Origin of the sequence: Polaribacter aquimarinus (assembly GCF_003129485.1) — a bacterium.
Lineage (GTDB): Bacteria > Bacteroidota > Bacteroidia > Flavobacteriales > Flavobacteriaceae > Polaribacter > Polaribacter aquimarinus.
The window spans coordinates 57,796-73,079 of the sequence record NZ_QFFG01000004.1 but is presented as its reverse complement, the minus strand read 5'-3'; the positions used below and the strand labels follow the sequence as shown (position 1 = coordinate 73,079).

Sequence of the window (15,284 nt, the reverse complement as noted above, 5' to 3'; positions counted from 1 at the left end):
ATCTTTTTTTGAGGAACGTACAAAAGATATAGTGGAAAGCCCGTTAAAACGCCCAAATATTTTATAGATTAAAATTCGCCACCACCATCATCTTCTCTTTCTTGTCTTATTCTTTTCTTTTTCTGATTGAAACGATACACAAAACTCATTCTCACTTGTGGTCCAACTCTTCTTTGAAATTCGCTGTATTGGTTTGAAATACCAGGTAAAAAGATAGTTGACATTCTTTTTCTACCATTAAAAACATCACTCACATTTAGGCTTAAAGATGCTTTTTCTTTAAAAATATCTTTACTTGCGGCAATATTCATTGTGAAAATACCTTGGTTGGTAGATTGTGCATTTTGAGAAGCTCCTCTATAATTCGAATTGATTTGCAAATCAATTTTTGAAGGAAGCGTAAATTTTTGATTTAATCTTATAAAAAATGCGGTGTTTTCAAAATCAAAATTAGTTGTGATATTTGTTTTCGGATCTATATAATCTCCATCTGTGATGGTGTGAAATAAGTTAAAATCACTATTTATATTCCAAACTTTAAAAGGTCTGAAATTTAAAGTAAATTCGAAGCCAACTCTTTCTTCTAGAGACAAGTTGATTGGGAACCTTCTTAAAATTGGATCTCCATTATCGGTTAAATCTCCAGTGTTTTCTTGAATGAATTCCCAACTTTCATCACTTCTGTTATAATAAATAGAAGTACTTAATGTAAATTTTTTCCATCGTTTAAGGTATCCTAAGTCTAGAGCATCTGTAATAACTGGTCTTAAACTAACGTTTCCACTAAAAATATTACTCTCGCTAGACCTACTTGGAAATGGGTTTAAAAAACGACCTCTTGGACGTCTTATTCTTTTATTATATCCTAAAGTAATATTTTCTCCATCTTTAAATTCATATCCTAAATTGATAGTCGGAAAAAAGTTACCATAATTATTTTTACTAGCAGAATTAGAGGTTTGTTGTTCGATTTCTACAGATGTATATTCATAACGTAAACCAGCTAAAACCGATATTTTATCAAATTGATGTCCGTATTGAAAATAAGCGGCATTTACTAATTCTTTATAGTTGAAAGAATTATTTAATCCAGTATCAGGAACTAAAGGCCCGTTAGGAAAAACTTGTCTTTCTGCTAAATTAAAATTATTAAATATATCTCTGTAGTTTCCTCTATAACCTGCTTCGTATTGAATATTTTCTCCAACAGGATGTACATAGTCTGCTTGTAACAAGAAACGTTTTTCATCTTGATCTTCTATAACTTGTTCTAAGTCATTAAGCAAGTTAGATTGAGTTTCAATTTCTGTAATATCATTTAATATATCTTCGGTTTCAGTAGAATATTGAGTGTTTATACTTAATTTTCTGCCTTTTCCATCAAAATTATTAATATAGTCTAAAGTATATTGAATTCTTTGTTCGTCTTCAGCTTCATTTTCTGTTCTAAATGTGGCTTCGTTTAAACCTCCATTACTATCGAAACGATCAATGCTATTTGTATTTACATCATCATCATTTCCTCTATTTAAAATAATATTTCCAATAATACTAGAATTTTTTGTAATGTAATATTCGACACCAAAACTTGTAAATAAAGATCGACTTAGTCTACCAAAACGTCTTTCTTCTATTACTCTTGCATTTTTAGCGGTTGATAAAAAGTTTTCAGTATCACTGAAAGCATGTCCAGGTGCAGCTCTATATCTAAAACCTGTATTTGTGAAAAGATTCCATTTTTTGGTTCTCCAATTTGCGTTAAATGCAGAACCATACCTTTCGGGGTAACCTGCGTCAAATTGTAAAGAACCATTAAAACCTGTAAGTTTATTTTTTCTTAAAATGATATTTAGGATACCGGCAGTACCCTCAGCATCATATCTTGCAGAAGGAGAAGTGATTACTTCTACTTTTTCGATGGCTTCAGCAGGAATTTGACGTAGAGCATCTGCACCATTTATACCTACTAATGCACTTGGTCTACCATCAATTAATATCGTAACATTTTCGTTTCCTCGTAAACTTACATTTCCTTCAACATCAACTTGCACAGAAGGAACATTTCCTAAAACATCACTCGCGTTTCCACCTCGAATAGATAGGTCTTTACCAATGTTAAAAACTTTTTTATCCAGCCTAATATCTACAGTAGTTTTTTCTGCAATAACTACTACTTCATCGAGTGAGTTGGTATCTTCCGAAAGTTTAATTGTTCCTAAATTCAGGTTTTTATTAATGACTTGTTTAGGATATTTTTTCGATTTAAATGAAATAAACTCTACGCTTATTTCGTAATTTCCTTTATTAGTTTTAATATTAAAAAGCCCTTTTTTGTCAGTAATTCCTCCTGATATTTTTTGAGTATTTGTGTTTTTTAATACAATGGTAGCATACTCTAGAGCTTGATTTGAATTTGCGTCCACCACTTTTCCTGTAATTAAAATCTCATCTAATTTTTTTGTTTTTTGAGAGAATATGCTTCCTGTAAATACAAAGAAACACAATAGAATAGTAATTTTTTTAGTCAAAACTAGTTGGTTTAAGGTTTAGTTTAAGACTACAAAGTTCTATGTAAGTTTAGTTCGGTATAGTTAAAAAAAAGTTAAACAAATAAAGTAGTATTTATTTAGATAATTTCTAAAATAGATTCAGGAGGCCTACCAACAACAGCTTTGTTATCATTAATTACAATGGGACGCTCAATTAACTTAGGATTTTCAATCATTGCTGATATAATTTCTGAATCTGACAATTCTTTTCCTTTATAGTTTTCTTTCCAAATTTTTTCATTTTTTCTAACTAATTGAATAGGAGAGATGCCTAACAAATTGATAATATCTGTCAGTTCTTTTTCTGATGGTATATTCTCTAAATACTTAACAATTTCAAATTCTTTTTTTGAGTTTTCTAAAATAGCAACTCCTTGTCTTGATTTAGAACAACGAGGATTGTGGTATATTTTTATCATTTTTGTTTGAGTTTCAAAGTTTCAAAGTTGAGATTTTTCCATAAAGTCGAAATGGCATTCGTTAGAATTTTTCATTTTTATTAACTGCTAACTGCTAACTGCCAATTACTAACTACTCTCTTTTTGTCCATTTAACATTAAATATGCTTTTAAAAAGGGTTGAATATTACCGTCCATCACAGCATCTACGTTCCCTGTTTCGTGAGCAGTTCTAACATCTTTTACTAATTTATAAGGATGCATTACATAGTTTCTAATCTGACTTCCCCATTCATTTTTCATTTTGTTGGCTTCAATATCATCTCTTGCAGATTGTTGTTTTTGCAACTCAATTTCATATAATTGCGATTTTAGCATTCGCATTGCAGTTGCTCTATTATCGTGTTGAGAACGTGAATTAGAACACTGAATTTGGATTCCAGTAGGTTTGTGGGTTAATTGAACTTTTGTTTCTACTTTATTTACATTTTGTCCACCTGCACCACTTGAACGAGCAGTCGTAATTTCTATATCTGCAGGATTAATATCAATTTCAATAGATTCATCTGCAACCGGATATACATATACTGAAGCAAAACTTGTATGACGTTTTGCATTCGAATCAAAAGGAGAAATTCTAACCAATCTATGTACGCCATTTTCACCTTTTAACCAACCAAAAGCATAATCGCCATCAACCTCAAATGTTACTGTTTTTATTCCAGCTGAATCACCAGCTTGGTAATTGAGAGTTTTTAGTTTAAATCCTTGTTTTTCAGACCACATTGTATACATTCTAAAGAGCATTTCTGCCCAATCACAACTTTCTGTTCCTCCAGCCCCAGCAGTTATTTGAATGGTTGCAGAAAGTGAATCACCTTCTTCTGAAAGCATGTTTTTAAACTCAATATCTTCTAAAAAAGTACTTAATTTTTCGAATTGTTCAATAATTTCCGTTTCTTCAACTTCACCTTCTTTGTAAAATTCATATAAGACATTTACATCCTCATTTAGTGTAACAGTTTTGTTGTAATCTTCTACCCACTTTTTTTTGAATCGCAGTTCTTTCATTACAGTTTCTGCTGCTTTTGGGTCGTTCCAAAAATCAGGGTTCGCTGTTTTTTCTTCTTCATTCGCTATTTCAATCAATTTTTTATCAATTTCTAAATAACCTTTTAGTTTCTCTATTCTTGTTGAAATATCTTTAAGTTGGTCTTGTGTAATCATAAGTCGAACAAAAATAAATGAAATTTTAAGATATCTTGTTTTAAAACTAAGCCTTATTTTTATAGATTTATAGAAAATATTCAACCCATGAAAAAACTAACCACACTTTTTCTTTTTTTATTGATTTCATTAAGCGTTCAATCACAGTTTTTTGAGGGAAAAAAAGAAGTAACTAAATACAATGGATATTTTACTTTTTATTATGATAGTTCATCAGATAAAATCTTTTTACAAATTGATAAATTAGATAGTGAATTTCTTTATGTACGTTCGCTGTCAGAAGGAATAGGTTCTAATGATATTGGTTTAGATAGAGGGCAATTAGGTGGTGGAGTAGTGGTTCATTTTAAAAAAGCTGGTAATAAAATTTTGATGGTTCAACCCAATCAAGATTATAGAGCTATTACTGATAATGAAGAAGAGAAAAACTCAGTAAAAGAAGCATTTGCAAAATCGATTTTACACGGTTTTGTCATCAAAAAAGAAAAAAACGGAGCCTATTTAGTGGATGCAACTTCTTTTTTTATGAGAGATGCGCACGGAGTTTCTAGAACTTTGGCAAGAAATAAACAGGGTAATTATAGTTTAGATAAAAGTAGAAGTGCGTTTAATTTAAAACGAACCAGAGCATTTCTAAAAAACGTTGAGTTCGATGTAATGCTTACTTTTAAAGGAACTCCAAAAGGATATAATATTAGAAGTGTTACTCCAGATGCAAGTGCGGTTACAGTAAATCAGCATCATTCTTTTGTAGAATTGCCAGATGATAATTACAAACCAAGAAAGTACGACCCACGTTCTGGTTCTTGGCAAATGAGTTATCAAGATTATTCTACTCCTGTAAACGAATCTTTAACAAAACGATTTATTTATAGACATCGTTTAGAAAAGAAAAACCCAAAAGCAAAAGTTTCTGAAGCAAAAGAACCTATTATTTATTATTTAGATAGAGGAACTCCAGAACCTGTAAGAAGCGCTTTGTTAGATGGTGGAAGATGGTGGAATCAAGCTTTTGAAGCAGCTGGTTATAAAAATGCATTCCAATTTAAAATGTTGCCAGAAGGCGCTGACATGTTAGATGTTCGTTATAATGTTGTACAATGGGTACACAGATCTACAAGAGGTTGGAGTTATGGAGCTAGTATTTCTGACCCAAGAACAGGAGAAATTATCAAAGGTCACGTAAGTTTGGGAAGTTTGAGAATTCGTCAAGATTACTTAATTGCACAGGCTTTACAAGCTCCTTTTAAAAATAATACAGTTGATGATGATTTTGCGATGCAAATGGCAATAGCAAGAATCAGGCAATTATCTGCTCACGAAATTGGACATACTTTAGGATTTGCGCACAATTTTGCAGCAAGTACAAACGGAAGAACTTCTGTTATGGATTATCCTCATCCAAAATTTACTTTAAAAAATGGTAAAATAGATTTCTCTAATGCTTATGATAACAAAATTGGAGCTTGGGATAAAGTTACAGTTGCCTATTCTTATCAAGATTTTCCTAAAAATGTAGATGAAGATAAAGCTTTAAATAAAATTTTGGTTGATGCCTATGCAAATGGTTTAAAATATTTATCTGATTCAGATGCTAGACCTCAAGGAAGTGCAAGTGCTACAGCACATTTGTGGGATAATGGTGATAATATTCACGATGAGTTGTACAATATTTTAAAAATAAGAAAACAAGCGATTGATAATTTTTCTACAGATAATATAAAATCGAATCAACCATATTCTGTTTTGGAAGATGTATTTGTACCTCTGTATTTTTTTCATAGATTTCAAACAGAAGCAACTACAAAATTAATTGGAGGTTTAGATTATAGTTATGCTGTAAAAGGCGGAAATCAAACTGTGGTAAAAAGAGTTTCTGGAACGACAGAACGAATAGCATTACAAGCCGTTTTAAAAACGATTTCTGTGGATGAAATTGCAATTCCAAAAGAAAAATTAGCATTATTCCCACCAAGAGCCATTGGATATTGGAGAACTCGCGAATCTTTTAATAGCAAAGTAGGTGTTGCTTTTGATGCATTTTCTGCAGTAGAAACTGTCTCAGAAATGACCTTGAATTTATTATTGAACCCTCAAAGATTGTCTAGATTAATAGCTCATAAAAGTTTAGATAAAAGGCAACTAGGTTTTGATGAACTAATTGATGAATTGATTGTAAAAACTATCAAAAAAAGTCATAAAGATAGGTATCATCAAGAATTACAGAATGTGATTAATATCAAAGTGTTGGAACAATTATTTTATGTAGGAACTTATAAAAACCAATACAAGCAAGTAAATGCAATTGTGATGTTTAAATTGAATGAAATCAAGGAAATCATTCAAAATAAAAAATCAGAAGGAATTCAGAAAGTTTATGATGCAGCGATGATTAAAATGATTGATGGATATTTAAAAAAACCAACTACATTTAAAAAAGTGTCAGCACCAAAGATTCCCGATGGATCACCAATTGGAAATGATTATTAATTATTTCTTAAATAAACTTTTAATAATGTCTATTAAATAAAGAAAAGTGTTTTCGTAATCTTCTTTTTGTTTATCTAAATTTCCAGAATAATCATGTTTAGGATTGAAAATGTTTTTGTATGCATTGACAAAAATTAAGATTATGAAAGTTATTATAAATAAACCTAAAATTGTTTCCATAACTAAATATAAAAAATAAATGACTATAGACCTAATTTCTGATACAGTTACAAAACCAACTCAAGGCATGTTAGATTCCATGATGTCTGCTAAAGTGGGTGATGATGTTTTTAAAATGGATCCGACAGTAAATGCCTTGCAAGAAAAAGCTGCAAAAATGTTTGGTATGGAAGCCGCATTGTTTTTTCCGTCAGGCACTATGGCAAATCAAACAGCAATAAAGTTGCATACGCAACCAGGGGATAAATTATTTTGCGATAAATATGCACACGTTTATAATTATGAAGGGGGAGGAGCTGCATTTAATTCTGGAGTTACTTGCAAGTTAATTGATGGCAATAGAGGAATGTTTACAGCAGAACAATTACAAGATGCTGTCGTTGGTAGGTCAGATATTCACGTTCCATATTCAAGATTGCTTTGTATCGAAAATACAACAAATAAAGGAGGAGGAGCTTGTTGGGATTTTTCTGAATTAGAAAAATTAAACAAAATATGTAAAGAAAATAGCTTAGCGTTTCATTTAGATGGTGCTCGTTTGTTTAACGCTTTAGTTGCTAAAAACGAATCACCAAAACAATATGGAGCATTATTTGATACAATTTCAATTTGTTTATCTAAAGGATTAGGAGCTCCTATAGGTTCTATTTTGTTAGGATCTAAAGACCATATTGAAAAAGCTTTAAGAATAAGGAAATTGTTAGGTGGAGCAATGCGTCAAGTAGGTTTTTTAGCTGCAGCAGGACTTTACGCATTAGATAACCACATAGAGCGTTTAGTTGAAGACCATCGAAAAGCAAAAGAAATTGGTAATATTTTAGAGTCAATTTCTTACGTTACTAGGGTAGAACCTATAGAAACAAATATTATTATTTTCTATGTGGATGAGAAAATTGGTGACACAAATTTTATAGATAAAATGGCTGCTAAACATATTCTTTTAACTCCTATGGGTGAAGGTAAAATTAGAATTGTGACGCATTTAGATTATACAAACGAAATGCACGAAATCCTTTTAAAAGAATTGAAAAATTTTTAGAAATAAAAACGGACGATAGGTGAAAATGGCGAAGCATAAACGCTTTTATTTTCATCATACAAAACATCATATCGGACTCCAAAAGCAAAACGACCTTTATTGTATGCTGCTCCAAAATATAAGGCAGGGAAACTTGTATTAAAACTTTGAGTAGTATTGGTTTGTTTTGCAAATGATTGTTCAAATTCACCAGAAAGCTGAATACCAATATTAGGAATTTGATATAAGGAAATAATGCTTCCGCCGTAAACATTAGTAGTAAAATCACCAATTTCACTATAAATGTAAGTTAAACCAGTACCTAAAGAAAAACCATTATTAAAGTCGTAAACCGCACTTGGTGTAATCCCTATTGTGGTTTGTGTTCCAAATCCTAATGTAAATCCACCTCCATATCTAACATTTTTCCAAAAATCAGATTTTTGTTGAGATACTGTAGTTAAAGATAAAGAAAAAGCTACAAGAATAAAAAAAAATTTCATAAGGCGGTTGGCTTAATTGGCATCGTCTAATTTAGCTAATTCTTTATAATTCCGGTTTAATTTTCTTAATAAAATTCCATAAAGTAATTGATAGAATAACCATAAGATTCCTAATATTAGAAGTGTAGCAATCAATGTAGCTATAATTACTAAAAATATTTGTTTGTTATTAAGTTCATCAATATTTGTATTAATGGTAGTTGCGGTTACTACTATCATAATTAGAGCTAAATACCCTAAATTAAACAAAACGTAGTTTCTAACAGTTTTACGTGTTTTAATGATCTTTTTCATTAATATTTTAGTAGAATCAATGGTAGAAATTCTTTTATAGTTCTGATAAAACATCCACAAAAAGTAAAAAAGAATAACGTAAGCTGCTATTTGTGAATAGTATATAAAGTTTTCTAAACCTAATTTTTCATATTCTAGCATCGCTTTATCAGTATCTATAAAAAAATATAATGAGTTTAGAATAACAAATTCTAAAATACCAATAATGAATATCCATTTTACAATAGATGATGATTTTGAATGTGCCATTTTATAGATTTCTAAGGTAGAAAACTGACTATTCTCTGAGGCTTGATTGCCCCATGCTTTTTTATAATTATCTAATACATCCATAAATTATGGGTTTAGTATGTTTTTTAATTTTTCTTTAGCTCTATTCATTTTTACTCTTGCATTTACAGAAGATATACCTAATGTTTCAGATATTTCTTTGTAAGGTTTATCTTCTAAATACAAGAAAATTAAAGCCTTATCAATGTCATTTAATTTATGAATAGCTTTGTATAATGCTTCTAATTGACGTTCTTCTGTGTCATCATAATCATTAGATTTTATTTTAAAAGCAACATCGTTAATGTCTTGTGTCTTAACTCTTCGAGTAGACTTTCTATACAGAGAAATAGCTGTATTTAAAGCCACTCTATACATCCAAGTGCTAAATTTAGAATCTCCCCTAAACTTTGGATAGTTTTTCCAAAGTTGAATAGTTATTTCTTGAAACAAATCGTTATGTGCACTTTGATTTGTAGTATAAATTCTACAAATTTTATGGGCAATATTCTGGTTTCGTTCAAAGTTCGATAAAAATTTAGTTTCTAAATCTTTTTGCACTTGTAAGTAGTTAGTTCATCTATAAGTAGAGTAAATGTATAAAATGTTACAATTTTCCTAAAAAATATTTTGTTTAATAAAAATACTTTAAATTTGTTGAACTGAAAATTAATTACATTGAACAATATTAAACAAGATTTTACCATTAAAGACCTTGAAAATATTTCAGGTATAAAGGCACATACTATTCGCATTTGGGAAAAAAGATACGATTTATTGCATCCAAAAAGAACAAATACTAACATAAGGTATTATTCTAATGATAGTGTTCAGAAGCTTTTAAATATTGTATTATTAAATAAAAATAATTTCAAGATATCTAAGATAGCTAAAATGTCTGATGAAGAATTGTTAATACAATCTAGAGAATTGGCTTTTAGTTCTGGTATTAATGATGAAGCTATTAACTCTTTTAAATTATCAATGTTTCAGTTTGATAAGGTTTTGTTTAACAATACATACAATAAGTTATTGCATAAAAAAACTTTTAGAGAAATATTTAAAGATGTTTTTATACCTTTTTTGGCAGATATTGGTTTAATGTGGCAAACAGACACACTATTGCCAGCACACGAACATTTTATATCTAATTTAATTGCTCAAAAAATACAAATTAATACAGAAAAATTGCAATATAGTGTTACCAATTCTAACAAAAGTTATGTTTTGTTTTTACCCGAAAATGAAATTCATGAGTTAGGTTTATTGTACTTAAATTACGAATTAGTTTTAAGAGGTAACCATACTATATATTTAGGCCAAAGTTTGCCTTTAGATAACCTAGATTATTTTTTTAAAAATGGTAGAGAAATTTGTTTTATAACTTCTATGACAGTAATGCCATACGATGATAAAATAAAAGAATATTTTAAAGTAATTGATTCTATTTTAGTGAACACCAATCATGAGTTAATTGCAATTGGAAGAAAAACTAAATTATTATCAGATACTATTTTTAATTCAAATATTCAACTACATTGTTCAGTTTCTAACTTGTTAAAAGTATTATAATTTTTTTTTATGCTGTTTTATTTGTTTAATATTTTGATATATTTGTTTAACAAAATATTTTATGAGTAAAAATATACATATTATTGGTTCTGGATTTTCAGCCATTTCTGCTTCTTGTTATCTAGCTAAACAAGGCTATAATGTAACAGTTTTTGAAAAAAATTCTACTTTAGGAGGTAGAGCAAGACAGTATAAACAAGATGGCTTTCTTTTTGATATTGGTCCTACTTGGTATTGGATGCCAGATGTTTTTGAACGTTTTTTTGCAGATTTTGGAAAAAAACCTTCAGATTACTACCACTTAGAAAGATTAGAACCAGGTTATCAAGTATATTTTGAAGAGAATTCATCCATAACTATACCCGGAACTTTAGAAGAAATTTTTCAAATTTTTGAAGATGAAGAAAAAGGAAGTTCAAAACACTTAAAAACATTTTTAGATTCTGCTAAAGCAAACTATGAAATTGCTGTTTTAGATATGGTTTATAAACCTGGAATTTCGCCTTTAGAGTTAGTATCAAAGCAAACAATAGCAAGAGTTTCTCAGTTTTTTTCAACGATTAGAAAACAAGTAAGAAAAAAGATAAAAAGCCATAAGTTAATTCAAATTCTAGAGTTTCCTGTTCTTTTTCTAGGCGCAAAACCTAGTAACACTCCAGCATTTTATAACTTTATGAATTACGCTGATTTTGGTTTAGGTACTTGGCATCCAGTAGGAGGTATGCACAAAGTTGTCGAAGGAATGGTTGAACTAGCGAAGAGTTTAGGTGTTCATTTCGAGGTAAATGCAGCAGTTGACAAAATTATAACAGATAAGAACAAAATTGTAACAGCTTTAATGGTTAATGGAAAAGAGATAAAGTCAGAGTTGGTTTTAAGTGGTGCAGATTATCATCATACAGAAACTCTATTGGATAAAAATCTCCGTCAGTATTCAGAAGAATATTGGTCTAAAAAGACATTTGCTCCTTCATCGTTATTATTTTATGTAGGTTTTAATAAAAAATTAAAAAATGTAGAACATCATACTTTATTTTTTGACACGGATTTTGATGTCCATGCTAAAGATATTTACGACAATCCACGTTGGCCAGATGAACCGCTGTTTTATGCAAGCTTTCCAAGTATAACTGATGCTTCTTTTGCTCCTGATGGGAAAGAAGCAGCCACTTTTTTAATTCCATTAGCACCTGGGCTCGAAGATACAGAAGAATTGAGAGAATTATATTTTAACAAAATTATGACTCGTTTAGAAAGATTAACTAACCAAGATGTAAAAAAAAGTGTTATTTTTAGAAAGTCGTTTTGTGTTAATGATTTTGTTGAAGAATACAATTCTTACAAAGGAAATGCTTATGGATTAGCAAATACGCTTTTTCAAACAGCATTTTTAAGACCAAAAATTAAAAGTAGTAAAGTAAATAATTTATACTTTACTGGACAACTTACAGTTCCAGGGCCTGGAGTTCCACCTGCTTTAATATCTGGTAAAATAGCATCCGATTTAATCATTAAAAAACAACATTAATCATTATGAAAGAATTATTTGACTCAGTTTCTTATGGATGTAGCAAATTAGTTACAAAAAAATACAGTACGTCATTTTCTTTGGCAGTCAATATGTTGTCTCCTAAAATTAGAACAGATATTTATAATATTTATGGATTTGTTCGTTTTGCAGATGAAATTGTAGATACTTTTCATAATTATGATAAAGAAGTTTTAATGGGAAATTTTGAGAGAGATTATTATTTAGCTATAGAACAAGGAATTAGCTTAAATCCTATTTTAAACTCTTTCCAAAAAACCGTTAATAGATATAATATACCAGATGAAATGGTACAAGCTTTCTTAAAAAGTATGAAAGCAGACTTGTACAAAACACAATATCAAACTAAAGCTGAATATGATCAATATATATATGGTTCTGCAGATGTAGTTGGTTTGATGTGTTTAAAGGTTTTTGTTGAAGGTGATGATAAAAGATACGAAGAGTTAAAAGATGCGGCAATGCGTTTAGGTTCTGCTTTTCAAAAAGTGAATTTTTTACGTGATTTAAAAGATGATTTCGAAGTTTTAAATCGCTCTTATTTTCCAAATATAAATTTAGGGCAATTAGATGCTTCTTCAAAACAAATTATAATTGATGAAATTGAAGCAGATTTTGATTATGCATATAACAACGGAATTCTTAAATTGCCCGTTGAAGCTAAATTTGGTGTTTATATGGCATACCGATATTACAGGAGGTTATTAAAAAAGCTAAAGGCTGTACCTTCAGAAAAAATTATGGATACTAGAATTCGTATTTCTGATCCTATGAAAATTAACTTATTAGCAAGAAGTTACGTAAAATACAAATTAAATATAATTTAATATGATATATGCATTAATTACACTTGGTGTTTTCATTACTATGGAAGGAGTTACTTGGTGTACGCATAAATATGTTATGCATGGTTTTGGTTGGTTTCTACATGAAGATCATCATGAACCAGGTTATCCACACGTTTTCGAGAAAAATGATGCTTTCTTTATAGTTTTTGCAATACCCAGCATGTTATTATTTTTATTCGGAACCTATACAGAATACACATTTATGTTCTTTATTGGTCTTGGTATTCTTTTATATGGGTTAGCTTATTTTTTAATTCACGATGTATTAATTCATCAACGTTTTAAGTGGTTTAAAAGAACTAATAACTGGTATTTTAAAGGATTAAGAAAAGCACATAAAGTACATCATAAAAATATGGGAAAAGAAGATAGTCAATGCTTCGGGATGTTATTTGTACCTCTAAAATATTTTAAAGAGCAAATGTAAAAGTTTGCTCTTTTTAATTTATAATAATCTCATAAAATTAACAAACAATATTTTTTTGAACACTTATGATTACATAATAGTTGGAGCAGGAGCATCAGGATTAATAACAGCTTACAGAATGTCTCAAGATATTTTTTTTGATGATAAAACTATACTTTTAATTGATAAAGAAAAGAAATCTAAAAACGATAGAACTTGGTGTTTTTGGGAAGAATCAAATGGAGAATGGGATGATATTCTTTCAACTTCATGGGGTAGAATTATTTTTAAAAGTCATTTACATTCAGCAGAAAACAATATTGCTCCATATAGATATAAAATGATTAGGAGTAAAGGTTTCTATCAAAAGATTTGGAATAAACTTGCTAAAAACAATAATATTACTTTCTTAGAAGAAAGTGTTAAAAGTGTTCATCAGGAGCATAAAAAAGCGAGAGTTATTACTTCAAAAAATGTTTTTTATAGTAGAAATGTAATCAACAGTATTTTGTTTTCAAATGCTTATCAGAAGCAAAATAAATATCCAGTTTTACAGCAGCATTTTGTAGGTTTTTTTATTAAAACTAAAGAAGATTTTTTTGATGATTCGGCTGCTACTTTTATGGATTTTACAATTCCGCAAAAAGGAAATACACGTTTTATGTATATTTTACCTTATAGTAAAAACAAAGCACTTTTCGAATACACTCTATTTTCTGAAAGTCTGTTGCCTTACAACGAATATAAAATTGCTATAGAGTCCTATTTATTAGAAAAAGGAATTAAAGAATATGAAATTATAGAAAAAGAAAAAGGTTCAATACCAATGACAGCTTATAAGTTTTGGGAAAAGAATTCTAAGAATATAATTCATATTGGTACAGCAGGAGGTTGGTCTAAAGCGAGTACAGGGTTCACTTTTAAAAATATAACAAAAAAATCAAGAGAATTAATTTATCATTTAAAAGTTAAAAAGCCTTTTAATAAATTTTATATTAGAAATAAATTTTGGTTTTACGATTTATTGTTATTAGATATACTACACGAAAAAAATCATTTGGGGGCTAAAATTTTTGGACATATGTTTAAAAATAATCAACCTAAAAAAATATTTAAATTTTTAGATGAAGAAACTAATTTTATAGAAGACTTACAAATTCAATTAAAAATGCCGCCTTATGAATTTGTTCGCGCTTTATTTAAAAGGATTTTTTGATTAACTAAAAATAAATGGTTACCATTTTTCTCCAATACCGAGCTTTATGTGCTCTTTCTTCCCATTCAAATAGTTGATGAGAGATTCCTTTTTCGTTTAAAATTTCAGATAAGGTGTAATTGCTTTCTAAAAAAGGATCTTCTTTTCCAATAGCTAATATAATATCCATATTACTAATTTGTTCTATCAATATAGAGTCTTCTAAATTCTTTAAATATTGATTAGGCATATTAAAATAAACAAAATCGTTATGAAAGCCGCTTAATAAATCTTTAAAATATCCTTTTGATTCTGTTAAATCATACCTTCCACTTAATCCTACTACTTTACAAAATAAATTTGGATGTCTCATTGCAACATTAACAGCATGATATGCACCTAAGCTACAGCCAGCAGAAATAACATTTGGATTGCTATTAATTAAATTTGCTAGTGGTAAAACTTCTTCTAAAACATATTTTTCATATTGTATATGTCTGTAAATCCTATATCCCGGATGAACAAAACTATTGTAAAATGATTCTAAATCAATACTGTCTACACAAAAAATTTGGAGATCACCACTATTAATTTTTTTCTCTAAAGCGGCAATTACTTTCCAATTTTCATAGTCAAAGAAACGTCCCATTCTGGGAGGGAAAAACAAAACTTTTGCACCACTAAACCCAAACACTAGAAGTTCCATTTCTCTTTCAAGATTAGGACTATACCATTTATGATATTCTCTTTTCATCTAAATGTATTTTAGTTAGTGCTGTCTTATG

14 protein-coding genes are annotated in these 15,284 nt (G+C 29.4%); 7 read left to right on the top strand and 7 right to left on the bottom strand.

From position 1 onward, the window contains the following. Window positions 1–68 precede the first annotated feature (68 nt). The 3 genes from DIS07_RS10150 to prfB form a co-directional block, all read right to left on the bottom strand. Window positions 69–2,528, bottom strand: coding sequence for an outer membrane beta-barrel protein (locus tag DIS07_RS10150; protein ID WP_181374584.1), 2,460 nt, complete (start codon window positions 2,526–2,528; stop codon window positions 69–71). 98 nt (window positions 2,529–2,626) lie between these two features. Continuing rightward, the gene (arsC, locus tag DIS07_RS10145; RefSeq protein WP_109405141.1) at window positions 2,627–2,968 is read right to left on the bottom strand and encodes an arsenate reductase (glutaredoxin); all 342 of its coding nucleotides are present in this window, start codon (window positions 2,966–2,968) and stop codon (window positions 2,627–2,629) included. 108 nt (window positions 2,969–3,076) lie between these two features. Further along, window positions 3,077–4,174 carry a peptide chain release factor 2 gene (gene prfB, locus DIS07_RS10140; protein WP_109405140.1) on the bottom strand — a complete coding sequence of 366 codons (1,098 nt, stop codon included), beginning with the start codon at window positions 4,172–4,174 and terminating at the stop codon, window positions 3,077–3,079. Between the two features lie 87 nt (window positions 4,175–4,261). Between prfB and DIS07_RS10135 the strand changes: the two genes are divergently transcribed. Beyond that, complete coding sequence (locus DIS07_RS10135) at window positions 4,262–6,664, top strand: zinc-dependent metalloprotease (protein WP_109405139.1); 2,403 nt, start codon at window positions 4,262–4,264, stop codon at window positions 6,662–6,664. Window positions 6,665–6,863: 199 nt separating this feature from the next. Then, window positions 6,864–7,883 carry a threonine aldolase family protein gene (locus DIS07_RS10125; protein ID WP_109405137.1) on the top strand — a complete coding sequence of 340 codons (1,020 nt, stop codon included), beginning with the start codon at window positions 6,864–6,866 and terminating at the stop codon, window positions 7,881–7,883. Here the strand turns inward: DIS07_RS10125 and DIS07_RS10120 are convergent. The 3 genes from DIS07_RS10120 to DIS07_RS10110 are packed head-to-tail and all read right to left on the bottom strand — an operon-like array spanning window position 7,880 to window position 9,490. After that, window positions 7,880–8,365, bottom strand: coding sequence for a hypothetical protein (locus DIS07_RS10120; RefSeq protein ID WP_109405136.1), 486 nt, complete (start codon window positions 8,363–8,365; stop codon window positions 7,880–7,882). The genes DIS07_RS10125 and DIS07_RS10120 overlap by 4 nt on opposite strands. 12 nt (window positions 8,366–8,377) lie before the next feature. Next, window positions 8,378–8,992 (bottom strand): hypothetical protein, encoded by a 615-nt coding sequence (locus DIS07_RS10115; RefSeq protein WP_109405135.1) that lies wholly within the window; start codon window positions 8,990–8,992, stop codon window positions 8,378–8,380. A 3-nt stretch (window positions 8,993–8,995) separates the two neighbouring features. After that, window positions 8,996–9,490: an RNA polymerase sigma factor gene (locus DIS07_RS10110; protein WP_109405134.1), complete on the bottom strand. Its 495-nt coding sequence runs from the start codon at window positions 9,488–9,490 to the stop codon at window positions 8,996–8,998. 117 nt (window positions 9,491–9,607) lie between these two features. On the opposite strand from DIS07_RS10110, the gene DIS07_RS10105 reads away from it, so the two are divergent. The 5 genes from DIS07_RS10105 to DIS07_RS10085 all read left to right on the top strand — a co-directional run bounded on the left by DIS07_RS10105 (window position 9,608) and on the right by DIS07_RS10085 (window position 14,520). Beyond that, window positions 9,608–10,501 carry a MerR family transcriptional regulator gene (locus DIS07_RS10105; protein WP_109405133.1) on the top strand — a complete coding sequence of 298 codons (894 nt, stop codon included), beginning with the start codon at window positions 9,608–9,610 and terminating at the stop codon, window positions 10,499–10,501. A 61-nt stretch (window positions 10,502–10,562) separates the two neighbouring features. Further along, window positions 10,563–12,029, top strand: coding sequence for a phytoene desaturase family protein (locus tag DIS07_RS10100; protein WP_109405132.1), 1,467 nt, complete (start codon window positions 10,563–10,565; stop codon window positions 12,027–12,029). A 5-nt stretch (window positions 12,030–12,034) separates the two neighbouring features. Further along, on the top strand, window positions 12,035–12,877 hold the full coding sequence (locus DIS07_RS10095; RefSeq protein WP_109405131.1) for a phytoene/squalene synthase family protein: 843 nt from the start codon (window positions 12,035–12,037) through the stop codon (window positions 12,875–12,877). 1 nt (window position 12,878) lies between these two features. Continuing rightward, window positions 12,879–13,325, top strand: coding sequence for a sterol desaturase family protein (locus DIS07_RS10090; RefSeq protein WP_109405130.1), 447 nt, complete (start codon window positions 12,879–12,881; stop codon window positions 13,323–13,325). A 55-nt stretch (window positions 13,326–13,380) separates the two neighbouring features. Next, entirely contained in the window at window positions 13,381–14,520 is a 1,140-nt protein-coding gene (locus DIS07_RS10085; RefSeq protein WP_109405340.1) for a lycopene cyclase family protein, read from the top strand. A 4-nt stretch (window positions 14,521–14,524) separates the two neighbouring features. On the opposite strand, the gene DIS07_RS10080 is transcribed toward DIS07_RS10085, so the two are convergent. Beyond that, entirely contained in the window at window positions 14,525–15,253 is a 729-nt protein-coding gene (locus tag DIS07_RS10080) for an esterase family protein (RefSeq protein ID WP_109405129.1), read from the bottom strand. Window positions 15,254–15,284 lie beyond the last annotated feature (31 nt).

Bases quoted from the DNA above. Each gene is read 5' to 3' on its own strand.
- arsC (WP_109405141.1), bottom strand. From the start codon at position 2,968: ATGATAAAAATATACCACAATCCTCGTTGTTCTAAATCAAGACAAGGA.
- prfB (WP_109405140.1), bottom strand. From the start codon at position 4,174: ATGATTACACAAGACCAACTTAAAGATATTTCAACAAGAATAGAGAAA.
- DIS07_RS10135 (WP_109405139.1), top strand. From the start codon at position 4,262: ATGAAAAAACTAACCACACTTTTTCTTTTTTTATTGATTTCATTAAGC.
- DIS07_RS10125 (WP_109405137.1), top strand. From the start codon at position 6,864: ATGACTATAGACCTAATTTCTGATACAGTTACAAAACCAACTCAAGGC.
- DIS07_RS10120 (WP_109405136.1), bottom strand. From the start codon at position 8,365: ATGAAATTTTTTTTTATTCTTGTAGCTTTTTCTTTATCTTTAACTACA.
- DIS07_RS10115 (WP_109405135.1), bottom strand. From the start codon at position 8,992: ATGGATGTATTAGATAATTATAAAAAAGCATGGGGCAATCAAGCCTCA.
- DIS07_RS10100 (WP_109405132.1), top strand. From the start codon at position 10,563: ATGAGTAAAAATATACATATTATTGGTTCTGGATTTTCAGCCATTTCT.
- DIS07_RS10095 (WP_109405131.1), top strand. From the start codon at position 12,035: ATGAAAGAATTATTTGACTCAGTTTCTTATGGATGTAGCAAATTAGTT.
- DIS07_RS10090 (WP_109405130.1), top strand. From the start codon at position 12,879: ATGATATATGCATTAATTACACTTGGTGTTTTCATTACTATGGAAGGA.
- DIS07_RS10080 (WP_109405129.1), bottom strand. From the start codon at position 15,253: ATGAAAAGAGAATATCATAAATGGTATAGTCCTAATCTTGAAAGAGAA.